Genomic DNA, 26052 nt, shown 5'->3' on the forward strand with positions numbered 1-26052 from the left:
CTTCTCAAAAAAGTAAAAAAATGTACATAGGATTTACATACCGCATAATACGTTGTTGCACCATATTGCTGCTGGCGGTATGTTCCAGCCTGCATGTACATGCCCAGGAACAGAAGGAGCTGTTGCAGCTTGCAGCGGAAGCATATGCCCGGCAGGAGTATGCAACGGCAAATATTTTTTACAATAAGGTGGCCGCAGTAAAGAATGGAAAAGGAATAACAGCCGCTTTACAGGAGCGGCTGGCAAAATGTAATCAGGAAACCGGACATTTTAATGAGGCCGCTTATTGGTACCGCGAATGGCTTAAACAGCCAGGATGCCCGTCTGCTGCAAATTACGGATATGGAGCAGTGCTTTGTAACCTGGAACGATATGATAGTGCGCGCACACAATTTCAACAATTTATCACTTTCAATGCTGATAGTATACGCTTAAAACAACTGGCTTTGCAAAGTTGTGATTCCGCGATAATATGGAAATCAGATACAGATAACCTTCCTTTCTTTAACATGGAAAGCCTGAACACAGCAGCATCAGATTGGGTTTGCAGCATAAAGAACGAGGATATTATATTGGTATCGAACGGCAGACGCAGGATGCTGTTTGCTGGAAAAAAAGAGTTACATCCTGCTATTGATAACCGCACAGAGGAGCCTTTCTACAAACCGTATCAGTACAGCGCGTATAAGAGCGGCGACAAAACATTTTTTGAGGGGAATGCATGTTATCCTGAGCTGCTGGATAAATATCATTATCACATAGGCCCGGTAGCGGCAAACATGGCCGGAGATACCTTATATCTTACCATGAATGTACAGGAGGGAACTATACGCCATGACCCGGTGAATGGGGTGCGTCGCCTGAAACTGTACTGGTCTGCAAAACGCAATGGTGTATGGAGCAAACCAGTGATGATCCCCGGTGTGGACCAGGATGGTTTTTCTTCCGGTCACGCTGCGCTGAGTCATGATGGTAACACACTTTATTTTGTTTCTGATAAGCCGGGTGGCCTCGGGCAAACAGATATCTGGTACAGTGAAAAACAACCGGATGGCAATTGGGGAACGCCAAAAAATTGTGGGGAAGGCATTAATACTGCAGCAGCAGAAAACTTCCCGGTGATAAACGAAGACGGCTTGCTATATTTTTCCAGTAAAGGAAGAGTGGGTATGGGCGGATATGATATATACATTGCGAGTGGTAATAAGGATCACTGGGGCTCTCCGTTTCATTTACCACCACCCTTCAATTCCGGGGCAGACGATTTTGGCATGGTGCTTAAAAGCAGCGGTATAGAAGGTTACCTGTCATCCAACCGCCCGGAGGGTTGTGGCAGTGATGATATTTATTATTTTATGGATATACTACATTTTAAACGTTACAAACAGGTCTTACCGGATTTGAAACCTATTCCGGTAAGAACACCAGGGCAAAGGAAAGGAACAAATATAGCTGTATCGGTACCGCTTAAACCTGCGGCACCACTGCAGCTCACAAAAGAAGAACAGGCAGATATCTGCCAGCTGGAATCATTTAATTTCTATTTTAAATACAACAGTGCTTCACTGGAGACGGGATCTGTTGCTATGCTGGCACAGGTGGAAGATATCATGAAACGTCATCCTGGTTGGAAGCTGTTCATTATTGCTGCTACTGATTGTCGTGGTACCGATACTTATAATATAGATCTTTCGGCATTACGCTGTTTCACTTTATTGGATTACCTGAGAAAAGGAGGCATTATTCCCGGTCGTTTGTATTACCAAAATATAGGTAAAAAGGGAATTGTGAATGGCTGCATAGCTGGTGTGCCATGTACCGGCGCGCAGCATAGAGAGAACAGGCGCGCCTGTCTGAAAGTGATATACCGGTGAAAAGTAAAAGTAAACAATACGTTGAATGTTTTATAAAGAATGTTATTCCTGTGTTTCATAAGCATGGGTGCTCATAACTGTTAGCTGAACGTACTGGCCATTCCTGGCCGGTATTTCATCTTTCAACAATAAAAATATTTATTATAGTCCGGCAGAAAGTACATAAACATAATCATGTTGGCGTTGAGCATGTACGATGACAGGAACAATTGTCATTCAATCAAAGTGAAATCATAAAATATGAAGTACCAATACTTGAATGAAGCGGATAACATGCCGGAAAAAAATGATCAGGAAATGATAGAACAGGTGGCGATCACTTTTCTCAAAGCCTGGGAAAGCGGAATATGGAGCGTTTTTGAAAAAATGCTGGACAATGGTGTACACCTCAGATTGCCGGTAATGGCTAAAGAGGAAAATGGTACTGGTGACATTTTAATAAGTTGTGGAAGATTAACAGGTGCAGCGGATAATTATAAACCAGGTAATTGGCCTGCACGTTTTTATAATTTCAAATGGGCACTTACACTGGACGTGAATAAAAAAGTAATAATAGGGCAATCCTGTGACAGCAGGTACGCCGTCTTTATGAAAATAGGAGGAGGGAAAGTAACCACTTTTAATGTATTTCCTGTTTGTTGGGATGCAGCCTGAAATAATGGAAGTTAATCAGCCCATTTTACTGGCCTTAATTTAAAAATTATTCATTAAGGAAAATTAAAATATCTTATTCAAGTACCCAAGGCGACTATTTTCCTGTAATTGTAGGTGAATGATATTATATATCAGCGTTTTTTAGTTAATTTTAGGGTGCATTTAATTAAAATAATTTTGCGTTGTCGAGCAAATTAGAAAATAGCTACGAATTATTGGAGCAGTTGTCATGTGGAAGTGAGATCGCCTTTAATACGATATATCATCAGTTCAACAGAGATCTGTACAATGCAGTAATTGTCTACGTAAAAGACAGTTACCTGGCTAAGGAAATAGTGCAAATAACTTTTATTAAGATTTGGGACAATCGGGCTTCCCTGGTTAAGGTGAAAAGCCTTGAAAATTACCTGTTTATTATTGCCCGTAATACATTATTTGATTATTTAAAAAAGATAGTAGCACAGTCGAAACAACTGGACAGGCTGTATAATCAGCTACCGAAAGAGGTGAATGATGCAGGAAAGAAAGTAGAAGAAAAAGATGCCCAATACCTGTTTCAATCTGCTGTTAATCAGCTTCCTCCGCAACAAAAGCAGGTGTACTTGCTTGCCCACGAGATGGGGCTTTCCCTGGATGAAATTGCCACCCGATTGCAATTGTCTAAAGAAACTATTAAAAGACACCTTGGATTAGCCAGAAAATCTGTTCGGCTTTATATAAATCAAAATTTTCACTACGATATTCTTATTGCAATCGCATTGTCTTCTTTTTTAATTTCTCCCCGTTGATTTTTCTTGCTGATTGACTCTTTTGGGGTGGAGGATCGTCTTTATCTTGAAAAATGCCATAAATGACCGAAGAACGCTTTCTATTGCTATTGGAATTATTAAAAAATAACCAGCTATCACAAGAAAGCTGGGAGGAGTTGCGCAATGCTATTTCAGAGAATAACTATGATCATCTGTTGGAAGAAGATTTTTTTCATCTGTTGAGTGATGGTAATAAGAATAAAACAAACAGCTGGACACCAGAGATAGAGCAGCAGATGTGGAAGGAGATTTTGAATAGACGTAAGCTGCAACCGGTTGCAGCTGTTCGGGTAAAACAGCTTTTCCCCTGGCTTCGTACTGTTGCTGCAGCAGTTTTATTGCTGGTTATTACTACAGGAGGCTGGCTATATTTCAAATGGCGGAATACAGATGCCGGCCTTTCCCCGGTAAAGATGGCCCACATTATTTCCGGAAGTAACAGCGTTATTCTCACGTTGGGGAACGGATCAAAAATTAACCTGGACAGTGTAGCAAATGGTACCGTGTTTGTTCAGGGAGATGTAAAGATTGTGAAATCAGCCAACGGCCGGTTGTTATATGAAATTACCGGAACGAACAACATGAGGGAAGTTTACAATAATATAGAAACGCTAAAAGGTGGTCAATGCGAGGTGGTACTGTCTGACGGGTCAGCAATACGCCTGAATTCAGCGTCTTCTATGCATTTTCCGACAGCATTTACAGGGAAACGTAACAGGTTAGTGGCGCTTTCCGGAGAAGGATATTTTGAGGTAGCCAAAAGTAAAGATCAGCCGTTTATGGTAAGTGCCGGTAAAGTTACTGTAGAGGTGCTGGGAACCAGTTTTAACGTGAATGCCTATGCGGACGAAGCAACTATAAAAACAACCCTGATGCAGGGCGCTGTAAAGGTGTTTTATGGTACATCGGGTAAATTGATCAAACCCGGACAACAAGCCAGCTTATCTGCAGGAGAAAATGATCTTAAAATTACCACGGCAAACATGAATGAGGTACTGGCATGGAAAGAAGGAAAATTCAGATTTGACGGTGCCGGAATAGGCACCATCATGCGTCAGATTGCACGCTGGTACGATGTGAAAGTTAAATATGAAGGCAATATCCCGCAAAATAAATTCTACGGAATGTTACCACGAAAGAGCAATGTCAACCAATTGCTGGAAATATTGGAAGAAACAGGGAATGTCCATTTCAGAACTGCAGGCGATACAATCATCGTGATGCCCGGGCGAAAGACAAAATAAATATTGTAATCTGACAGCTCCGGAAGGCTATAAAAAACCGGAAGTGCTTGGAACCACTCCCGGCGAATGTTTGGTTTACTGATAAGAGACGCTCTCACTAAAAAAGACATCTTCACATCAATCAAATCCAAAGCATAACAAAGGTATGCTTCTAATCATACGTGGCAAAGTTTGCCCTTTATGCAGGCTTTTGCCGGTGAAAATGCTGGGGACCATGAAATTTGCAGCCATATTGCTCGCGGGCATATTTTTCGTAAATGCGAAATCCTTTTCACAAAATGTGACTATTTCGGGTAAAGATCTTACTTGCAAACAAATATTTGCCACCATTGAACAGCAAACCAGTTTTGCAGTGGTATGTGATAATTCCCTGTTGAGCAGGATTAAACCGGTTTCTATTAACGTGAAAAATATTTCTGTATCAGAAATCCTTGACCGTTGTTTAAAAGGTACTGGTCTTACCTGGTCCATCAGGAACAATGTGATTGTCATTAAAAAAGAGGATGGAAATCATAGTCCGAAAGAGCAGATGATCCCGCAGGAAATTATCAGTGGGATCGTCAGGGATGAAAATGGAACCGATATAGAAGGAGCCTCGGTATTTATTAAAGGCAACGATGTCCAGAAAGGTATTGTCACTAATGCCAAAGGTGAGTTTTCATTGGAGAATATACCTCCCGGTAGTTATACACTTGAGATCAGCATCATCGGGTATAATAAATATGAGAAAAAGATAACAGTGAATGGTCCTGTTTCCCGGTTAGCCGTTACACTTTTACCTTCAGTAAACAGCCTCACGGAAACAGTAGTGGTGGCCTATGGTACACAAAAGAAAACAGATCTTACCGGCGCTGTTTCCTCCATCTCTGCCAATGATCTGAATAATCGCCCTGTAACAAATGTAACCAACGCATTACAGGGTACTATGGCAGGTGTTATAGTGGTGGAAAATAATGGACAGCCAGGAAGAGATGAGGGTACTATTAATATCCGGGGTATTGGAACACTCGGAAAACTTGATAACAGTGCCCCAATGGTGGTGGTGGATGGCTTAATCAGCTCATTGAAAGATGTAAATCCCAACGATATAGAACATATTTCTGTTTTGAAAGATGCTGCATCAGCCGCTATTTATGGCTCACGGGCTGCCAATGGAGTGGTGGTTATTACCACTAAGAGGGGGCAAAAAGGGCATCTGCAGGTCCATTATGATGCTTATGCAGGTAAACAGAAGGCGATACGCCTCCCGGATTATTTACCATCATGGCAACAGGCAACGCTGTACAATGAAGCCCTGAAAAACGAAGGCGCATATGTAAGATGGACAAATACTGATATCCGGCAATTTAAAGATGGCAGCGACCTTACAGGGGCACATCCTGATACAGACTGGCTCAGGAAGTTTTACGCAGGCAGCGGTGTGCAGCAGAATCATTATCTGAGTTTAACAGGTGGCGATGACAAAGCGCAATATCTTTTTTCACTGGGCTACTTTGATCAGAATGGTATTGTTCCGCATACCGATAATAAAAAGTATTCTACCCGCTTTAATATCAATGCAGCACTCTCCCCGAAATTCAGTATTAATGCCAATCTCGGTTATATCTATGCTCCCTTTGAAGAGCCTGCGAGTGCCTATTTCGGAGTACCTGCTTTTTCCGAAATGATCAGTCAGATCTACCGGGTTTCCAATACGGTACCTTATAAATATGCCAACGGTTATTATGGGTATGTAGGCGATGGTAATCCCATGGCCTGGCTGGAATCAGGCTCCCTCAACAAAGCACGCAACCATACACTGGCAGGTAATGTAAATGCGGATTGGGAATTTGTAAAAGGATTACATTTTAAACCAAATTTTGGTTACAGACTGAATATGATTCAGGGAGAATTATTTGTAAAAGATATTCAGTTCTATGATTATTTAACCGGCGCACCAACTAAATATCAGGGACCTAATAACCTGACCAATACCGCTGAAAGCGCTACCTATACCAATTTGCAGGCACTACTGGAGTATCAGAAAGATATAGCATTGCATCACTTTAAATTACTCGCAGGGTATTCACAGGAATATCAGCGATATACAAGTGATACACTTTACCGCCAGGGTTTCCTGAATAATATAATCACCCAGATAAATGCCGGTCCTGCTGCAGGACAAACCAATGCAGGCAGTGCAAATGAATTGGCCCTGCAATCTGTGTTCGGAAGGCTCAACTACGATTATAACGAAAAATACTTGCTGGAAGCCAATTTGAGGTATGATGGTTCTTCCCGTTTTGCGCCTGCTAACCGATGGGGGCTGTTCCCCTCTTTTTCAGCAGGATGGAATATTGCGGGAGAAGATTTTTTTGAAAAGATGCAGTCAATAATAAATAGTTTAAAGCTACGTGGCTCCTGGGGAATGTTGGGTAATCAGGCAGTAGTTGGAAATTATCCTGCCATTGCCACCGTTTCTCCCGGCCTGAATTATTCATTTGGCCAGGCCATAGCTGCCGGCATTGCGCCGGTAGTTGGGGCTAATCCCAATATCACCTGGGAAGCCACTACTACTTATGATGTCGGGCTGGATGCCACATTCCTGAAAAATAAACTCACTGTTACTGCTGATTATTTTGTTAAAAATACCAATAACGTTTTGCTGCAATTACCTATTGGTGCTCCCTATAGCCTTACCGCTCCTTATCAGAATGCCGGCGCTGTTACCAATAAAGGATGGGAGTTTGCCATCGGGTACAGAAACAGGGTACATGAATTTTCCTATTATGTGAACATGAATGCCGCCTTCATCAAAAATGAAATTACGGATCTTAAAGGAAGCGGCCCATATATCAATGCCGGTACCTTCCAACAGGTAGGCTATCCGGTTAATTCATTGTATGGCTACATCAGTGAAGGTATTTTTCAAACAAAAGATGAAATTGCAAAACATGCTACCCAAAGAGGAGGTGTTATCGCACCGGGAGATATCATGTATAAAGATATCAATAATGATGGCGTTATTGATGGGAAAGACAGGGTTTACCTGGGTAGTTATTTCCCGAAAATGACCTATGGTTTAAACGGAGGGATCAGCTGGAAAGGTGTTGATGTAAATTTTTTTTTCCAGGGTGCATTAGGAGTGAAAAATTATGTGCAGGCTAACATGCTGGGTGAAGTAGGCGCCAATGTTAATAAGCCAACTACCATTTTTCTTGACAGATGGACCCCCGCCAATCCTACAGCAACTTTTCCACGTTTATGGATTTCATATACCAACAATGATCCGGCCAGAACACCCTCTTCCTTCTGGGTGAAAAATGCTTCTTATCTGCGGTTAAAGAACTTACAGATCGGGTACAATATTCCCGATGTGCTGACGCAAAAAATAGGAATCCGGCACTTCAAAATTTATTACAGCGGTCAGAATATCTGGACGATCTCGAAATTTTATAAATGGGTTGATCCGGAAGCCCCGGTGGGAGAGAGCGGATACACTTACCCGCAGGTACTTATAAACACGATTGGAGTGAATGTAACCTTTTAATGTTCAAAGCACGCCCGATGAAAAAGTCTTTTGCTATAATAATATTTTTTATCGCTACCATCATATTAACCGGTTGTAAAAAAGATTTGTTGAACAAAGTGCCGTTGGATACTTATAGCAACAGCACATTATGGACCTCCGCAAATGATGCCCTGACTGCATTAAACGGATGTTATAGCGGATGGGAAAACGGAGATCATGTCATCTATTATGATTGTTTTACAGACAATGCATACGATCAGTTTCCGTGGGAAGGATATGAACCGGTAGCACAGGGTAATGCCACACCTACTAATTTGGGTGCTGCCAACAGGTGGAGTTATATCACCATTCAGCGCTGCAACTGGTTTCTGGCCAATGTAGACAAAACGCCGATGGCAGATGATCTCAAATCCAGGATGAAGGGAGAGGCCCGCTTTTTAAGAGCCTATCAGTATTTTATTATGAGTCAGCTATACAGTGATGTTCCGCTAATCATCAATAATATCTCCATAGAGCATGCAAACCTGGTAACAGTAACGCCCAGGGCAGAGGTAACCCTGTTTGTGTTGAACGAATTAAATACAATATCCGGTATGCTTCCTGTTAACTATCCGGCAGCAGATGCAGGAAGGATAACACGTGGTGCTGCACTCGCCCTGGCTGCGCGTGTTGAGCTATTCAATCAAAAATATACGGATTGCATTGCTACCTGTCAGCAGCTGATGAATAGCCCTTTCTCTTATAGTTTATATCCTGATTATACCAACTTGTTCAGGCCGGGATTTGCAGATAATCAGGAAGAGATATTGGATATACAATACCTTAAAACCTACAACTCTTTTGCCGATTTAGGTGTGCTGGTACCTAATTCAAAAGGTGGATACAGCTCTGTAGCCGTTACACAAAGTCTGGTGGATGCCTATGAAATGAATACCGGAAAAACAATCGATGATCCGTCTTCAAAATATAATCCGGTACAACCATTTATCAACAGGGATCCACGTTTAGATGCTACCATATTACGACCGGGTGCCTCCTGGGAAGGAATGTATTTTGATCCGCTGGGCGCTAATTCTGCTGATTATTATCTGAATAACAACTGTTCCCCTACCGGGTATATATCGAAAAAATTCATCTCTAATCTTACCACAGATTTCAGCAATATATGGGATTGCGGTTTGGATTTTATGGTTATACGTTATGCAGAAGTGCTGCTCACCTATGCAGAAGCAAAAATTGAAGCAGGGCAAATAGATCAATCGGTATACGACGCTATCAATAAAGTAAGAAACCGCGTTAATATGCCACCTGTTAATCAGGCACTGTATAACAACCAAACCAGTTTAAGAAAACTGGTCCGTCGTGAAAGAAGAGTTGAATTTGGCATGGAAGGTTTGCGCTGGTATGATATACAACGCTGGCGGATTGGTGATCAGGTGATGCCGGGAAAGGTGTATGGTACTTTAAAAGGTTCGGTAGATGAGTATACCGGTAACTTAACCCTGGATCCATCTACACGCATCCAGGTGGGAAGCCCGCGTGCGTTTAATGTAAACAAAAATTATTTATGGCCTATTCCTCAAAAAGAAATAGACCTGAACAAAAACCTGAAACAAAATGCTGATTATTAATCTTTCTCACAAGCTGTTAAATTGGTGCTGATGGTAAGATTGTTATCCTCCCTGATTTCCGAAAACAGACGTAAACATTGTAAACTTATATTTGGTATTGAATGACTGATTTTATTTGTGTAGGGATTGTAGAAGATGATCTTTTATGTAGACAGGCGCAGGAAAATATTTTAAATCTATCATCTACATTTCGGTTGGTTGGTTCATGGGAAGATGCTGAAAGTGCTATCCGCGCAATTCCTGATATATTGCCGGATATTCTCCTGGTCGATATAAATCTGCCTGGTATCAGTGGGATAGAATGTATCAGGCAGCTGAAAAAAAGCTGTCCATATACCCTGTTCCTGGTGGTTACTATGTCTGAGGAAGATGAGGATGTGTTTGAAGCACTTAAAGCCGGTGCTTCGGGTTACCTGGTAAAGGAAGATGGACTGGATGCCGTGATTTTAGGCATAAAAGAAGCGTGGGCCGGTGGTGCGCCCCTAAGCAGGAATATTGCCTGCAAAATTGTCCGGCACTTCAATCATTTTTCTGGCAAAGCATGTAATAGTCAGTTGACCATCAGAGAAAGAGAGATCATTGGATTGCTGGCAGACGGCCAAATGTATAAAGAAATAGCGGCACAGTTAAACATAACTGTGGAAACAACTAAAAAGCATATTAAGAATATCTATGCTAAACTCGAGGTGCACAGTAAGACAGAGGCTATAAATAAATGGCGGTGGTTTTAAATTCATTATCCCACTCCAACAATATTTATCTCCTGGTTTTTCAAAATCGGATAAAGTTTTAATAACAGCTTTACTACAATAAATAGCTATTTTGTATATTACGACCACGACCATCACTAATTAGCTGCTCCCTCCGGTGGGTTCTTCCGGCACACATATGATTATTGATTGTTCTTTTGACAATGAAAAAATTCTGAAAATAGAAATGCAGATTAAAGGATTGAATAAAATAGAAGTTATACAAACAACTAAATTATCCCTATGAGAATTCCATTTTTAATTGTAGCTGTCTTAACCACCCTACACTATACGGTTCTTAATGCGCAACCGTCATCAATAAAACACGGCACGAATAAAAAAGCTGATGGCATTTCCGATACTCATTACACTATAAGCAATTCTTTCCTGACTGTAATCTACAACCCGGTGGGCAAAAACCTGAAAGTAGCAAACCAATCAGGTAATAATATATTTCTGAAAAATATCATTCCCAATGGTGCAACAGGAATAGCCAGAAAGGAGGAGATGATTAGTGCTGCTTTTGGAAAAGGGACTGCATTAGTGCTTAATACTGCTGATGGAGGTTCGATATCCTTCACGCTTTATCCGTTACAACCGTTTTTGTTTGTGAGGCAAACAATTAAAAATATAAGTCATGATAACGTTGATATTCAGCAGCTGAATCCGGTTTCTTTTTCAGTTGACCTTGGAAAACCGGCAACTGGCTTAAAAACGTTGGGGACAGGCGGTTTACTGGATCCCGGCAAAAATCCTGGTAGTTATGTGTTTCTTACAACAGTAGATCCTGTCACCAGAAACGGGGTTGTAACAGGTTGGTTAACGAATGAAAAGGGCAGTGGTGTAGTGTTTTCTGGCATCACTAATGATTTGGTTGAAATAAAAGCTCAAATCGACTACGGACATTTTCGTTTGCCTGCGGGGAAAAGTGCAACTACCGAAACCTTGCTCATTGGGTATTTCGACGATGCCCGCTTAGGCGAAGAACAATTTGCCGATGCAATTGCAAAGCAACAAAACATCAAACTAAAACCCCGTAGTGCTGTTTATTGCACCTGGTATTCCGAAAAAAACGGAGGCGCCGGTAGCGAATCATCTACCATTGAACTGGCGAAATTTGTCAAAGACAATTTAAAGCCTTTTGGACTTGGTGTTATTCAAATAGATGACCAATGGCAGGCTGGTGGACAATATAACGGCCCTCATCGCGGTTTCGATCGTGTTGATCCCAAAGGAGGCTATCCAAACGGAATGACAACCACGGCAACTGCCATTAAAAAAGAAGGACTGACAGCCGGAATATGGTGGATGCCTTTTGCACGCAATCATCAGGATCCTGAATACAAAGACAGGCAGCATTGGTTTGCTTACCGCAAAAATGGAAAACCTTTCGAAACCAATTGGGGTGGCACTTCCCTCGACCTTACCAATCCTGAAGTACAACATCATATCGCTTATGTTGCCAAAACGATGTGCAATTGGGGCTTTAATTATTTTAAGATGGATGGACTATGGACAGGCACCGTTACAGAACAGGTTTACATTAATGATGGATATAAAGACGACAGTATAGGTAATTGCAAACCGCTATTCAATCCACTTAAAACACAGATTGAAGCATTTAGAGATGGGTTGAAAATATTGAGAAAAGCAACTGGAGACAAGGTGTTTTTTTCCGGATGTTGTGTAAGCCAGAATATGCGGTCGTTTGGGGCTTCTTTCGGATTGGTCAATTCTATGCGGATTGGTCCTGATTTTAATCATGATGGGCAAAACATTCGTACAGGTGCGATCCGCGCATCCCGGCTATATTTTTTGAACGGAAGAATTTGGTGGAATGATCCCGACCCTTCCATGTTGAGAGATAGCGGCAAATCAACTGCAGACGCTGCAAGCACCGGAATTGGTTGCCTTACCAGGGCCCGGTTGCTACCCTCATTCGTTGCTGTTTCCGGTCAGTTTTTCCTGAGCAGCGACTGGCTTCCGGATCTACCCAACGACCGGATTGAAATTATGAAACGTTGTATGGCTTCGCATAATGGGATTGCCCGGCCGGTTGATGCTTTTGATAAAACGCTTCCTTCAATTTGGGTTGCCACGGATAAAAAATCCGGTACTCAGCGTAACGTAATTGGCTTATTCAATTGGGAAACCCTTTCTCAAAATATTGGTTGCTCATTGGGTTGGGCAGGATTAAACGATAAAACCGCCTATTATGCTTTCGATTTCTGGGAAAACAAATCCCTGCCCGATATTTATGGTTCGTTTGCATTGGAACTTCCTTCGGAATCGTGCCGGATAATCGCTGTACGTGCTAAATCAAATCATCCGGTTGTTGTCTCAACTTCGCAGCACGTAACACAAGGCATGATTGATTTACTTAAGGAAGAATGGAAAACTAACACACTTTCAGGGATAAGTAAAGTGATTGCCGGTGACAATTATGAACTACGTGTTGCAGGAATGAATGATGGAGGAGAATGGAAAATTGATAAAGCAACAATTGTTGAAAATCCGGAAGAAGCAACAATGGAGGTTTTACCTCAAACTGAAAAAGGGTGGATGAGAATAGTTATTAAAACAAAGAAGAGCCGGATTGTAAAATGGCAATTAAGGTTTAAGAAATAGTTTTTTTGTAATCATCATTTTGCTACCGATACATTGTGTCTTTTGATAGTTGTCTCAAAAACTCATTTTGTTAATCAATGTTTCATTAACATAGAATTAACCCTTTGCTGGTAAGGAGATGGCAAATTTGAGTATATGAAAACCGATTCTTTTTAAGAATATTTCTTCATCTCAAAATAATATTTTATGCCTTATTCTCCTTTATTAGTAAGACCATTCAGAGAAGAGCTTACAATGTTAGGTATTCAGGAGCTGCCTACTCCCAAGCATGTTGATGAAATAATGGACAAATCCGGGACTACCATGATAGTCGTTAATAGTGTTTGCGGATGTGCGGCTGGTACAGCTCGCCCGGGAGTAGCCCGTGCGCTTGAGCATAACAAAAAACCGGATAGGATTGCAACTGTATTTGCAGGACAAGACTTAGAGGCCACCGCCCGCTTTCGTAATTACATTGCGGATATCCCACCATCATCCCCTTCCATTGCCTTTTTTAAAGATCAAGAGCTGGTCGCCTTTATCCCCAAACACAGAATTGAAGGCCGGGATGCAAATGGTCTTGCCAATGATTTAGTTGCCGTCTTTGATGAGTTTTGCTAAATCCTGATATTTCATTTTGTATCCAGATATTGTTCTTAAAAGTACAAATAAAAAGAGGTACTGTTTTAATTTCCAAATAATTATCTGAATTTTGTATTCAGAAGGAAGGCTTTGGTCCCATTATATGAGGCAAAAGTTTATCTTGTGCAGGCAGGCCATCGGTCTGCCTGTATTAATTATATTCTCTTATTGGATTTCTAAATACGCTTTGGTAAAAGCGTTGGGATGCCAAAGTAGAAAATAGAAGTAATTTATTCTACCAGAAAACCCGCTCTTAAAGCTACCGTCTGGACACATCTCTAAAGAGCATCCAGCCCTGCATGATGGCTGCAAATTTTTGTAGCCCCATCCAAAAGGTAGTGATGCCGGGTTTTCGTTCGGAGAGGTAGCCTTTCCATCCGTCTAATCTGGCAATAGCCCATATATATCTTTTCAAATCGGAAGATGTATATGGTTTTTTTAATTTTTCTGTTTTACCTTCTAATTGTTCGATTTGTTGTTCCAAACATTCTATTTCCTGCGGTGAGAAGCAACTTTGGGGACATGACTCTTCTGGTATTGCGTATGCTATCTACATAATAACGCGGTAAACAGGTCCTGGATCATTTCTTCTGCCAGCTCTCTGGATCTTACACGCTTACACGCAGCAGTATACAATGCGGCCCAATACCGGTTGTATATTTCCACGAAAGCAGCATTGTTTTCATTTTTGAGCAGCATTACTAATGCATCATCCGTGTATCCCTCCATACTTCGCTATATATCTTGGTTGCGTGACCAAAATACTAAAAAAATGTATGGCGGATAGTTCCGGTTATTTTTTTTGAGATTTATATATATTTGTCGATCGGATAATTCTGTACACATTAACCTATATCCGTCGGCCTTCAATGAAAGCGAAAGTATATAAGCCCCATCCTGCGTTGCAGGAATTTGTGAGTTGTATAAGTATTTTTAGTGCAGATTTTACCCAACCTGCTGCACTTTCCAATATATACCGCTTCGTTCCTGCCTATCAACGCTACATTATTTTTTACCTGGAAGACCCGATTATGGTAATGAAACCAGGTAAGGAGGGATTTGTAAAAAAAGCTACCTGCGTAACCATAGGTCCGCAGGACCAGGCCGTTACATTGGATATGGGCGCCAAACACCTGGCCCTGTGCATCGCCTTTAAGCCCGGTGGATTATTCCGGTTATTAAAGATACCCATGTCCGAAATGTATGAGCAGGATTTTGATACCCAGCTACTACTGGGTAGTGAGATAGCTGAAATCACAGCGCGATTGAAAGAAGCCGGCGACTGGGATCACATGATAAATATAGTTGAATGTTATCTCCTTAAAAAAATATCTCAACTAAAGCCTTTGTTACCGGTTGATATAGCTATGAATGAAATGGTAAAGACTTCCGGTAATGTAACCATGGAACAATTGGCGGCTCTTTCCTGTTTGAGCCTGCGCCAGTTTGAAAGAAAATGTATGGAACGTCTTGGTATGCCTCCCAAACAATACGCCCGCTTAATCAGGTTTTGTAAAGCCTACCAGTTAAAAGAACAGTTCCCCCACAAAACCTGGACGGAAATAGCCTATATCAGTGGTTATTACGACCAGATGCACTTTATCCGGGATTTCAAAAGATTTGCAGGTATCACGCCTTCATTTATTCAGGAAGAAGAGCTGAAGACCACCATACGCCTCCACGGATTGATGCAATAATCCTCAAAAATGTCGCTTTTGTACTATGCACCGGTATATAATCAAGATAGCTTTGCCGTCAGGAAATCAGTTAACTGAATAGCAGATACCTGATGCGAACGCCATTCTAAATGCAGGTATAATAATTTATCCAGCGTTAGTTGCCCCAAATTTTGTTACCCGAATAATATTTATATACTGCTCAACAGCCTTGCAGCTGTTGAATCAGGCAGCACAACATCACCTTACTGTTTACACCAACTCTTATATTGTATTATCAAAGATCTCATTCAATTAAGCACAATGCTTATTCAAAGTCTATTTACCCTTAATATTGTATAAGCCGGCTATTTCCATGGCCGGCAAATTATTTTTTGATGCAGGTATCCACTCTGTTACAGTGAGCGCTCATCTTAAGATTTCGAAAATATTCTCCGCTATAATTATTACAATTGCGAAACTGACGTCAGTATGCGTATTAAATATTATTCCACGTTTATATTCCTTTCTACCTGTTTTTATACAGCCATGGGCGCTGTTCCGGATACAATTCCTGGTATAATTGCTAATAACGCCCACCCGGAGCTGATTTCAAAGCAGTTTGCTTTTACGGAAGGCCCGGCAGCAGATAAAAAAGGCAACATTTTTTTTACGGACCAGCCTAATAATAAGATCTGGAAATATGATACTAACGGTAAACTGTCTGTTTTCCTGGAAAAAGCAGGGCGCTCCAACGGATTGTATTTTGATGCTAAAGGCAATCTGATAGCCTGTGCCGATGAAAAGGATGAATTGTGGTCCATCTCTCCAAAAGGAAAGGTGACCGTGTTGGTGAATAATTTTGGCGGTCACCGGCTCAATGGCCCCAACGATGTATGGGTAGCCCCCAACGGCGGTATATATTTTACAGACCCTTATTATCAGCGCGATTATTGGGACAGGCAACAACCGGATATAAAAGAACAGAAAGTGTATTACCTGGCGCCTGGTGCTAAAAAGCCTGTGGTGGCGGCTGCCGACATACAAAAGCCCAATGGCATCATCGGTACCCGCAATGGCAAATTGGTGTATGTAGCAGATATCGGTGCCGGCAAAATATATAAATACACCGTTAATAAAGACGGCAGCTTGGGCCACCAGCAGCTATTTGCGGAAAAGTTTACAGATGGCTTTGCACTGGATAACCAGGGGAATTTATACCTCTGCGGTAATGGCATTACAGTTATTAATAAAGCTGGTAAAGAGATAGGGCATATTGATATTCCGGAGAGCTGGACCGCCAACGCCTGTTTTGGGGGCAGGAACAATGATATTTTATTCATTACTGCCATGCAGGGGATATATACATTGAAGATGAAGGTGAAAGGAGGAGAGTAAGAATTCGTAATATTGCGGTTTGAAAGCTTTTACAGCTGTTTTGTGATACTAAAATTATTGTTATGTCAGTTGCCATGGATATCATGCGTGCGCTGGATCCTGCAGGATTGGAGCGGTTTAAAATTAACCTGGACACCCCGGTACAACCGGAAAAAATAGGAGAGGTGTGGACATTAAAAGTGGTTCCTTTTGAAAGCACTGAAGTAAGCAGAAAGGAATTTAATAAGTTGTTCGATAATAATAAAACGTCAAAATCCTGGGTAGTGGAAAATAAGGCAGAAGCTATTGCCGTAGTGGAAGAACTGTACCAGCAGTACCAGGATAAATTGTTGCAGCCCTTTAACGAAGCACAACTGAACATCGCAGATTACCCTGCTACCGGCCGGTATTCCATCCTTATTCATGTAAGGGATATCTGGGCATAGCAGCATCGTTCCTGTCAATCAGCAAATTTTTTTGCTGGTTGATATGGAAAAAATTAATGGTTGCATCTGTAAAGCATGTTGTTTTCAAAACTCTTACCGCTTTGTTTTGCCTGGTTGCTATTTACGGCCTCCTTAACCGGTTGTAAAGAAAAGAAAACGGCACCTTCCAAAGCAGCACCTGCTCCTGAGCGGCTTCCTTACGCAGCAGCACCTGATAAAGAAAAACTACATCAAAAAGTGATAGCGCTGCGGGAGTACGCGCAAACGCATGGTTATAGCACCCGTTATGCCTTCTTCATTGATTTCGGTGTTTTTTCCGGTGGCAAACGATTTATATGTTATGACCTGGAGCATAATAAAACGCTGAGTACCGGACTGGTGGCTCACGGGCAGGGGCCCGACTTCAGGGCCGAGGTAGTGCCTTTTTCCAATGAGGTAGGTAGTCTTTGTTCTTCGTTAGGCAAATACCGGATCGGCACTAAGTACAGCGGCCGCTTTGGTACTGCTTATAAGCTGCACGGATTAGACAAGACCAATAGTAATGCTTTTGATCGTTTTGTAGTGCTGCACAGTCATGTTTGTGTGCCGGGAACAGCGCAGGATATGGGCATCTGCCGGAGTGATGGTTGTCCTACTTTAAATCCGGCTTATTTTGCTACCTTGCAACCTTACCTGGATCAGTCAGACAAACCGGTTCTCCTCTGGATCTATCATTGATCGCCTAATTGATACATATCATAATACCACAACATCTCCCGTAGGGAGAATATATCGGGAGTAGAATTTTATTTGCTGAGTGGCAAATCAATTTTCAGCAGCAGATCTGTTTGTTCATCGGTACCCAAAGTAAAGGTATGGGTGCCAAATTCCACCAATCCATTTCTTTTATAAAAGCCAATTGCGTTTGTATTTTTTTCCCAAACGCCTAACCACAAATAAGGGGCCCTGGCTTGCCTGGCTATTTCGAGGGCTCTTTCGAAAAGTTGCTGACCTACTTTTTTCCCCTGAAATGCCTTCAGCACATAGATCCTTTCTATTTCTATGGCCTGCCAGTTTTTCCGGTCTGTTTGCGCATCTTTGAAATTTAATTTTATATAACCAATGGCCTGCGTGTTTAGCATCGCAAAATGGAATTCGGAATTGGGATTGGTCATTTCCGCTGTCAGGTTTTGGATACTGAAATTTTCCTGGAGATATTGCTCCATGTTTTCTACCGTATTTACAGCAGCATATGTTTCCAGAAAGCTTTGTTTACCAATTTGTTGTAATAGCTCTACCTCAGCGGTGATGGCGGGTACGATAAGAATACTGTTCATTTATAGCCTGTTTATAAATAATGCCTTTAAATTTACATAAATATCTGGTGTATGTTGTTATTAAAGAAGATCATTTTAGTTGTATTACCGGTTGCTATTGTTGCTGGTGGTGTATTGGCAAAAGATAAATTATTTGTTGGTAAAAGTATTGTAAAACAATTGTCTGCTGCCAAGGCTGATATACACGAAGGAGATATTATATTTCAGATTTCTGAGTCGGAATTAAGCACGGCTATTCAGTTGGCTACACATTCGAAGTATAGCCATTGCGGAATAATTTTTAAGGAAAAAGATGATCAGTTGTATGTCTATGAAGCATTGCAGCCGGTTCGTTTTACACCTTTGGCAACATGGATAGCACGTGGAAAGGATAAACATTTTGTTATCAAACGCCTCAAAAATGCGGGTACGGTGATCACGCCTTCAGTGATAGATAAAATGAAAGAAGCAGGGAAGAGATTCGATGGTAAAGATTACGATTTTTATTTTGGCTGGTCAGATGAAAGAATGTACTGTTCAGAGCTGGTGTGGAAAATTTATAAAGAAGCTACTGGCCTGGAAGTAGGCGTGTTGCAGCCTTTAAAGGATTTCGATTTGAGCAGTGCGCCTGTTAAAAAGAAGATGAAAGAAATTTATGGAGATCATATTCCTGCAACGGAAAAAATCATTTCTCCTGTGAGTATGTTTAATTCACCATTACTGGTAACGGTGATGGATGATAGTACAAAGTAAGACAAGGAGCATAGACGAAAGAAATAATTGTAAAAAATCTGCCCAATGCTCCTGGTAAGAAAGGATTGGGCAGATTTTTTTTGTCAGGAGAATAATTATGCGGCTTTCTCCAGATACTCCGGCAAACTCTTGCCAATAATATATTCCCAACCGCCGGCAAAACTTTCTACTGCAAAAGCACTGTCGATGGTAGATGGGAAGCTGTGCAAGCCCGCATGGGTGAGCTTCAGTTTCGTTTTGTTTCCTTCCGGAAATAATTCCCATGTTAAATGAGAATCGCCTTCATAGCCTTTGTATCTCCAGCTGTAACTAAGTTTTTTGCCAGATATAACTTCTGTTATTTTACACAGATGCACATAAGTTGTATCATCTTTTGATCCTGTAAAAGTAAACTCAAATCCTACTTTGGGCTCAAATGCAGTAATGTCAAAATACCATTGTTTCATTTTGTCTTTGTCTGTAATGGCTTCCCACACAGCTTTTGAAGGCGCATTCAGCATACGTTCAATTACAAAAGGTTCGTTACTCATGATCAATTTATTTAAAGATGAATATGGCGGTATTGTTATCCCTTTTTTTTGCGGGGCTTTTGCTCTTTTGCCAGGAAGTCTTCCAGTGAATCCAGCTTTTTAGACCAGAAGGCATGGTATTGCGCTGTCCAGTCGGCCACCGCTTTTAATTTGCGCAAGTCCGCACTGCAATGGCGTTCCCTGCCTGTTTGTTTGATCGTTATTAGCCCGCATTCCGTCAGGATCCGGATGTGTTTGGATATGGCCGGTCTGCTGATATCAAAGTTATCGGCAATGGCATTGAGGTTTAACGACGTTTTCGCCAGTAAACCAATAATTTCTCTCCTGGTAGGATCTGCTATCGCCTGAAATACATCTCTTCTCACTAAATATTGTTTTATATTAGGTAACCATTTGGTTACAAATATAAGTAACCATTTAGTTACGTAAAATTTTTTTTTCAGATAGCAGGCATTTCTTTGAGGTGAACGAGTATTTTGTGGTGTTATTTTAATTATAAATGCACATTCCACATGATGATCAAACGACCATTTATTATACTCGTTATTAGCCTGCTGACAGGCGTTACTGCTGCCGCCCAGTCAAAAAAACTAAATATCGTTTTTATTGGTAATAGTATTACCCATGGCGCCGGGCTGGCCAATCCACTTACGGATGCCCCGCCGGTACAGGCTTGCAACTGGCTGAGGGAAAAAATGCCGGCTATGCAGGTGGCATATAGTAACCAGGGCGTGAGCGGGGCCACCACCGTAGATTTCCTGCCGGCTACCAATTCCTTGTTTAATAATGTTATTAAAGCGGCTAACACATTTAAAAGTGATAAAGATGCAACGCTCGTCTTTTCCATGATATTGGGCACCAATGATAGCGCCAGTGAAGGCCCTAATGGTTCTCCCGTATCACCGGCCGATTATGAAGCCAATGTAAAAATTATCATGAACCGTTTACTGGCAGATTATCCGGGTTGTATCATCATCCTGCATCGTCCCATCTGGTATAGCCCCAACACGCAAAATGGCGCCAGGTACCTGGTAGAAGGGTTAGCCAGGCTACAAAGCTATTTTCCTGTACTGGATAAAATAGTGAAAGATTACCAGCTTACCAATCCCAAACAGGTTTTCAGCGGAGATGTGAAAGGCTTTGCTTACTTTAAAAAACATCCGGAATTTTTTCAACAGGAGCAGGGCAAAGCAGGTATTTTCCTATTGCATCCCAATGAAAAAGGCGCGGCTGCATTGGGACTATTATGGGGAAAAGCTATAAAAAACAGGTTATCTATCTGATTAATAAACCTGCTATCAAATGAAAGCTGACATTACCTTATTACACTCCTTACTGTTGCCCGGCTTCCCTTCAGGATCAGCCATTGAATATCATGAAGGGAATATATACCTCATCGGGGATGATGCCTGTGATATTCTGGTGTTGGATACCGCCTATAACAAAGTCACTGCCATTCCATTATTTGATGCGCCGGAGAAAAGAATACCCAAAACAGAAAAAGCAGATTTCGAAGCATCGGTGATCGTGAACCTGTCCGGTAAAACCTACTTGATGGTGTTAGGCTCTGCCGCTACAGAAAAGCGGAAAAAATTAATCCTGGTTCCGCTATTGGAAGCAGCATACACACCTTTTCTTACCGCAGCTTACCCCGATGAATTTATACAGCAGTTAAGTAAAAAGGGGATTCATGAATTAAATATAGAAGGGGCTACTGCTATCCACGATGCCCTTGTTTTAAGTAACCGTGGCAATGAAACGCATCCGGTAAACCACCTGATCTTCACCACGCCTGATTTCTGGCAGCAAGGTGCAGGAAAGGTGATGTTCGTAGTACCATTAACGTTACTAACGTCCACGCCTGTATTTACGGGCGTATCTGAATTGTGTTATGTGGGAGAAAAAGACCTGTTGTTGCTGAGCCTGTCCAGCGAAGCTACCACCAATGCCTACGATGATGGGGCCATCGGAGATAGTTATATCGGCTGGATCAACGGGATCTCTCAAAAGCTTCATCTGCCCACACTTGCATTAGATGGACTCATCAATTTGCCGGCCATCAGTGATGATTTTAAAGGCGAAAAAATTGAAGGTCTCTGCCTGGAACGCATCAGTGGCAATGAATTGCTCCTTCACCTGGTATCCGATAACGATAGCGGAGAGAGCCGCCTGTTTAAGGTGGCAATGACATTTCAATAGTGTTGCCTTTTTGATTTATCCCAAAATTAATACCTTCGCACTATGGACATACTTTTCGATGAACAGGAGCTTTCGGTAAAATATGATGAGGACATCGATAATACATTGATGTGGGAAGATGTGACCCGTATATCCGCTTACAAAGTGTACGGATATCCCGGTGAAGTTACTTTCCTGGTGTTTGATACCGCTGATGGTGAATCGCTGGAGGTTTCCGATGAAATGAGCGGGTGGCTGGAACTGCTGGGCAGTTTGCATACCATCTTTAAGTTGCCTGCCGGATGGGAGGAACAACTCACCGCATTTGAACCCGGCGAAGATGATATCATGCTTTATACAAAGTAAGCATCTCCTCAAAAAAATCTCCCGACAATATTTGAATAACCCTTACAGGCACTGTTCTGCGGGATAGTGCCGATGAATGCCTTCGCCATTTATCAATCATTCTTTTTTCCTGGTTGCTTATATTGTAACTTAAAGTAACAAGCCGTTACTAATCTTATCCAGTTGCTGTTCCTTCAACAGGAGCGCGACTGTCATTCATAAAATATCTTCGTGTTTAATAGTCTATTAATTTGGTAGACTAAAAAGTTGTTATTACTTTTATCTCCATATTGATAATAAAATGATTAGCATGTATTCATCAATTTGTTGTTCTTGTCGCACGCATTCAACCTGAATCATCATACACAACCTTTATAAAATTCGTAAGCATTTACAGCTGGCAACTATCTGAGTACCACCTTCGCTTTGGGCGGAAAAGGACTGGGGTAGAGCTTAAAATCAAAAACACCTATGGATCTTTTTTACTTTCGGGCTTTCAAAGAAAAATGGCTGAGCATCTTCCTGCTCCTCACCCTACTATCTCCTGTAAGCTTATGGGCACAGGAAAAACGTATAAGCGTTACCGGTATGGCACGAAATGAGCACAACGAAGTGGTGCCGGGCGTGTCTGTGGTGGCAAAAAATGAAAGTACGGGTGTGACTACGGCCACGCAAACCAATGGTGCCGGAGCTTTTCAGTTTACTAACCTGGCGGCCGGCGGACCTTACAGTTTTAAATTTACTTCGGTAGGATACGAACCGGTTATTGTAACAGGTGTTACAATAACCACCGATAAGCCACAGCAAGTATCTGCCGCGCTGAAAGAATCTACTTCTTCCCTGAACCAGGTAGTGGTGGTAGGTTATGGTGTACAACGCCGCAAGGAAATTACCGGCGCCGTTGCTTCTATCCGCTCCGCCGACCTGAAAGATCAGCCGGTAACGAGCTTTGAACAAGCTATAGCGGGCAAAGTACCAGGCGTACAGGTGTTGCAAAACACGGGCGCACCGGGAGGAAGCATCAGCGTACGCATCAGGGGATTGAACTCTATCTCCGCAGGCATTGATCCTTTGTACGTGATTGATGGCATTCCCCTTTCCAATGACCTGAAAAGTTTACAGGGCAGCACAGATGTGGTAAACATCACCGGGCAGGCATCTTTCCAGAAATCACCTGATCCGCTTAGCACTTTAAACAGCGACGATATTGCATCTATCGACATCCTGAAAGATGCATCATCCGCCTCTATTTACGGCTCGCGTGCCTCTAACGGTGTTGTATTGATCACTACTAAAAAAGGAAAGCGGGAAGGGCCTCCCGCCTTTTCCTATAGCATGTATGCGGGCTTTCAGCAGGTAACTAAAAAGATCAAGGTAATGGACGCATATCAGTGGTCTAAATTTTCCTTTGATGCCAAAAACAATGCTTACCTGGACGCAATACCCACCGGTAAAATTACAGACGACAATGCTACCCGTGGCAGTAATGCCAACTTCCAGATCCCGCCTGAAATATTGCCTTACCTGGCGGGTAACAGCGGCTTAACAAACACCGACTGGCAAAGTGCATTGTTCAGAACAGCACCTATACAAAATCATACGCTGTCGGCTTCCGGTGGTAATGATAAGTTTCAGTATTACATCTCCGGTAACTATCTCGATCAGAGCGGTATCGTTATCGGATCAGGTTATAAGCGATATGGTGTACGGGTAAATCTCACCGCAGATCTTACTTCAAAATTAAAAGTAGGTGTGTCATTAAACCCTACTTTTGATCACTATGACCTGATCAATACAGAAGGACCATGGACCTACGACGGCATCCTCAGTAATGCGCTGAAAGCCTCCCCGGTATTCCCCGTGTATAACCCCGATGGCTCTTTTGCTACCAACAAACAAAACTCCTGGGCATATGGTTATTCAGGTGGCGAAAACCCGGTAGCACTGGCTACGCAGATCAAAGATAAAATGGATCATGTGCGCAACCTGGGAAGTGTATATGGCGAATATGAAATCATAAAAGGATTAAAGTTTAAAACTTTCTTCGGATCAGATATCAATTATTTTAGTCGCAATTATTTCCGGCCTTCTACATTGGGTAGTTATAAACCCGTGCAGCAGTCGGCCCCCACTATCCCTAAAGGTGCTGCGCAAACAGCATTGTCTGCCAACTGGCTCTGGGAAAATACCCTGAACTACCAGTTTGCGCTCAACAGTAAACATAAGTTTGATGTATTGGCAGGTTACACTTCGCAGAAGAATACCACCAAAGCCAACGAAACAGATGGTACCGGTTTTCCTAACGATGCAGTGCAAACGTTGAATGCGGCAACTATTACCAGCGGTACTTCCACCACATCGCAATGGTCGTTGTTATCTTTTTTGGGAAGAATAAATTATAATTATGCAGATAAATATTTTGTATCTGCCAGCATTCGTAGTGACGGATCTTCCCGCTTTGGTGCTAATAATAAATGGGGTTATTTCCCCTCCGTTTCAGGCGGATGGCTCATCAGCAATGAGCCTTTCTTTAAAGTGCCTGCTATTTCTGAATTGAAGGCCAGGGTAAGTTATGGTACCTCCGGTAATTTCCAGATTGCGAATTATGCATCATATGATTTATTGTCATCCAACAACTACGTATTAGGCAGTGGTACCGGTACTGCGGTAAATGGCGTAGGTTTATCACAGCCTGCCAATGCAGATCTTACCTGGGAAAGAACGGTACAACTGAATGCAGGTATCGATATAGGATTATTCACCAACAGAATTTATCTCAGCGCAGATTATTATCGGGCTACTACTTCAGACCTGTTACTGAATGTACCGGTGCCGCTGAGTTCCGGCTTTGGTACTGCTTTAAAGAATATCGGTAAGGTACGGAATACAGGTGTGGAGTTTGGTCTTACTACCCGCAACTTTACCCATGCTTTTATCTGGAATACCAGTTTCAATATTTCAGCTAATAAAAACAAAGTGTTGCAGCTCGGTGCTAACGGCGCACCTATCATCTCTGATGGCGGTAACGGTACTATCTCTCAATTGTTCATCACTAAGGTAGGATCGCCCATAGGCAGCTATTACGGCTATGTGAACGGAGGCACTTATAAAGATCAGGCAGCAATAGATGCTTATCCGCATTATGCCAGCACTAAACCAGGGGACCGCAAATTCATAGACGTGAACCAGGATAATAAAATTGATGCAAAAGACAGAACCGATATAGGCAGCTATTTTCCCAAATTTATATGGGGGCTTACCAACGAATTTAAGTACAAAGGTTTTGATCTGACAGTGGCACTACAGGCAACACAAGGTAACCAGGTGATGAACCTGCAACGCAGGTATCTTTATAACGGAGAAGGTAATGCTAACCAGATGGCAGGAGAGCTTGGTTACTGGAAATCCCCTACAGACCCCGGTGATGGTAATTCTTTGCGGGCCAACCGCGCTACCAGCGGCAACAGTGCACAGATCAGTTCCTTTTTTGTAGAAGATGGTTCGTATGTGCGTTTACGTAACCTGACGATCGGTTACACCATCAATCCAAAACTGGTGCATAACAAAATACAGGGCCTGCGCATTTATCTCTCCGGTCAGAATATTTATACCTGGACACATTACACGGGCTATAACCCGGAAGTCAATGCCAGACCGGACAGCCCTTTATCACAGGGAGAAGATTATGGTACGTATCCGTTACCCAAAACATTCACTGCCGGTTTAAATCTTTCATTCTAAAAACAGGAACT

At 42.1% G+C, this 26052-nt stretch carries 23 protein-coding genes; 18 read left to right on the forward strand and 5 right to left on the reverse strand.

Features of this window, described 5'->3' with window-relative positions; translation table 11 throughout:
* Positions 1-20 precede the first annotated feature (20 nt).
* The 9 genes from CLV51_RS26690 to CLV51_RS26730 all read left to right on the forward strand — a co-directional run bounded on the left by CLV51_RS26690 (position 21) and on the right by CLV51_RS26730 (position 13700).
* A complete protein-coding gene (locus tag CLV51_RS26690) occupies positions 21-1874 on the forward strand; it encodes an OmpA family protein (RefSeq protein WP_158267165.1) in 1854 nt (617 codons plus the stop codon).
* Positions 1875-2114: 240 nt separating this feature from the next.
* Entirely contained in the window at positions 2115-2528 is a 414-nt protein-coding gene (locus tag CLV51_RS26695) for a hypothetical protein (protein WP_106531172.1), read from the forward strand.
* A 182-nt stretch (positions 2529-2710) separates the two neighbouring features.
* Complete coding sequence (locus CLV51_RS26700; protein ID WP_106531173.1) at positions 2711-3316, forward strand: RNA polymerase sigma factor; 606 nt, start codon at positions 2711-2713, stop codon at positions 3314-3316.
* Between the two features lie 62 nt (positions 3317-3378).
* Complete coding sequence (locus CLV51_RS26705; RefSeq protein ID WP_106531174.1) at positions 3379-4581, forward strand: FecR family protein; 1203 nt, start codon at positions 3379-3381, stop codon at positions 4579-4581.
* Between the two features lie 145 nt (positions 4582-4726).
* Positions 4727-8110, forward strand: coding sequence for a TonB-dependent receptor (locus tag CLV51_RS26710; protein WP_106531175.1), 3384 nt, complete (start codon positions 4727-4729; stop codon positions 8108-8110).
* A gap of 17 nt (positions 8111-8127) precedes the next feature.
* Complete coding sequence (locus CLV51_RS26715) at positions 8128-9723, forward strand: RagB/SusD family nutrient uptake outer membrane protein (protein WP_158267166.1); 1596 nt, start codon at positions 8128-8130, stop codon at positions 9721-9723.
* A gap of 101 nt (positions 9724-9824) precedes the next feature.
* Entirely contained in the window at positions 9825-10454 is a 630-nt protein-coding gene (locus CLV51_RS26720; protein WP_106531177.1) for a response regulator, read from the forward strand.
* Between the two features lie 261 nt (positions 10455-10715).
* Positions 10716-13100 (forward strand): alpha-amylase family protein, encoded by a 2385-nt coding sequence (locus tag CLV51_RS26725; protein WP_106531178.1) that lies wholly within the window; start codon positions 10716-10718, stop codon positions 13098-13100.
* A gap of 186 nt (positions 13101-13286) precedes the next feature.
* Positions 13287-13700: a BrxA/BrxB family bacilliredoxin gene (locus tag CLV51_RS26730; protein ID WP_106531179.1), complete on the forward strand. Its 414-nt coding sequence runs from the start codon at positions 13287-13289 to the stop codon at positions 13698-13700.
* 280 nt (positions 13701-13980) lie between these two features.
* Here the strand turns inward: CLV51_RS26730 and CLV51_RS26735 are convergent, their stop codons facing one another.
* Both CLV51_RS26735 and CLV51_RS26740 read right to left on the reverse strand, forming a co-directional pair.
* Positions 13981-14205: a hypothetical protein gene (locus tag CLV51_RS26735; RefSeq protein WP_158267167.1), complete on the reverse strand. Its 225-nt coding sequence runs from the start codon at positions 14203-14205 to the stop codon at positions 13981-13983.
* Positions 14206-14267: 62 nt separating this feature from the next.
* Positions 14268-14450 carry an RNA polymerase sigma factor gene (locus tag CLV51_RS26740; RefSeq protein ID WP_106531181.1) on the reverse strand — a complete coding sequence of 61 codons (183 nt, stop codon included), beginning with the start codon at positions 14448-14450 and terminating at the stop codon, positions 14268-14270.
* Between the two features lie 140 nt (positions 14451-14590).
* Between CLV51_RS26740 and CLV51_RS26745 the strand changes: the two genes are divergently transcribed.
* From CLV51_RS26745 to CLV51_RS26760, 4 genes are all read left to right on the forward strand, one after another.
* The gene (locus CLV51_RS26745) at positions 14591-15418 is read left to right on the forward strand and encodes a helix-turn-helix domain-containing protein (protein ID WP_106531182.1); all 828 of its coding nucleotides are present in this window, start codon (positions 14591-14593) and stop codon (positions 15416-15418) included.
* A gap of 450 nt (positions 15419-15868) precedes the next feature.
* The gene (locus CLV51_RS26750) at positions 15869-16774 is read left to right on the forward strand and encodes an SMP-30/gluconolactonase/LRE family protein (protein ID WP_106531183.1); all 906 of its coding nucleotides are present in this window, start codon (positions 15869-15871) and stop codon (positions 16772-16774) included.
* A gap of 62 nt (positions 16775-16836) precedes the next feature.
* Positions 16837-17199 carry a hypothetical protein gene (locus CLV51_RS26755; protein WP_106531184.1) on the forward strand — a complete coding sequence of 121 codons (363 nt, stop codon included), beginning with the start codon at positions 16837-16839 and terminating at the stop codon, positions 17197-17199.
* A 75-nt stretch (positions 17200-17274) separates the two neighbouring features.
* A complete protein-coding gene (locus tag CLV51_RS26760; RefSeq protein ID WP_106531185.1) occupies positions 17275-17916 on the forward strand; it encodes a murein L,D-transpeptidase catalytic domain-containing protein in 642 nt (213 codons plus the stop codon).
* A 68-nt stretch (positions 17917-17984) separates the two neighbouring features.
* On the opposite strand, the gene CLV51_RS26765 is transcribed toward CLV51_RS26760, so the two are convergent.
* Entirely contained in the window at positions 17985-18515 is a 531-nt protein-coding gene (locus tag CLV51_RS26765; protein WP_106531186.1) for a GNAT family N-acetyltransferase, read from the reverse strand.
* A 51-nt stretch (positions 18516-18566) separates the two neighbouring features.
* On the opposite strand from CLV51_RS26765, the gene CLV51_RS26770 reads away from it, so the two are divergent.
* Positions 18567-19247, forward strand: coding sequence for a YiiX family permuted papain-like enzyme (locus CLV51_RS26770; protein WP_106531187.1), 681 nt, complete (start codon positions 18567-18569; stop codon positions 19245-19247).
* 95 nt (positions 19248-19342) lie between these two features.
* Here the strand turns inward: CLV51_RS26770 and CLV51_RS26775 are convergent, their stop codons facing one another.
* Positions 19343-19777 (reverse strand): SRPBCC family protein, encoded by a 435-nt coding sequence (locus tag CLV51_RS26775; RefSeq protein ID WP_106531188.1) that lies wholly within the window; start codon positions 19775-19777, stop codon positions 19343-19345.
* A gap of 35 nt (positions 19778-19812) precedes the next feature.
* Positions 19813-20142, reverse strand: coding sequence for an ArsR/SmtB family transcription factor (locus CLV51_RS26780; RefSeq protein WP_106531238.1), 330 nt, complete (start codon positions 20140-20142; stop codon positions 19813-19815).
* Between the two features lie 147 nt (positions 20143-20289).
* On the opposite strand from CLV51_RS26780, the gene CLV51_RS26785 reads away from it, so the two are divergent.
* The 4 genes from CLV51_RS26785 to CLV51_RS26800 all read left to right on the forward strand — a co-directional run bounded on the left by CLV51_RS26785 (position 20290) and on the right by CLV51_RS26800 (position 26041).
* Positions 20290-21060: a GDSL-type esterase/lipase family protein gene (locus CLV51_RS26785; protein ID WP_106531189.1), complete on the forward strand. Its 771-nt coding sequence runs from the start codon at positions 20290-20292 to the stop codon at positions 21058-21060.
* A 19-nt stretch (positions 21061-21079) separates the two neighbouring features.
* Positions 21080-21976, forward strand: a complete 897-nt coding sequence (locus CLV51_RS26790; RefSeq protein WP_106531190.1) for a DUF6929 family protein — start codon at positions 21080-21082, stop codon at positions 21974-21976.
* A 42-nt stretch (positions 21977-22018) separates the two neighbouring features.
* Positions 22019-22321: a hypothetical protein gene (locus CLV51_RS26795; protein ID WP_106531191.1), complete on the forward strand. Its 303-nt coding sequence runs from the start codon at positions 22019-22021 to the stop codon at positions 22319-22321.
* A gap of 450 nt (positions 22322-22771) precedes the next feature.
* Positions 22772-26041, forward strand: a complete 3270-nt coding sequence (locus CLV51_RS26800; RefSeq protein ID WP_106531192.1) for a SusC/RagA family TonB-linked outer membrane protein — start codon at positions 22772-22774, stop codon at positions 26039-26041.
* Positions 26042-26052: the final 11 nt, after the last annotated feature.

The sequence above is a fragment of the Chitinophaga niastensis genome, from assembly GCF_003014755.1.
Taxonomy (GTDB): Bacteria; Bacteroidota; Bacteroidia; order Chitinophagales; family Chitinophagaceae; genus Chitinophaga; species Chitinophaga niastensis.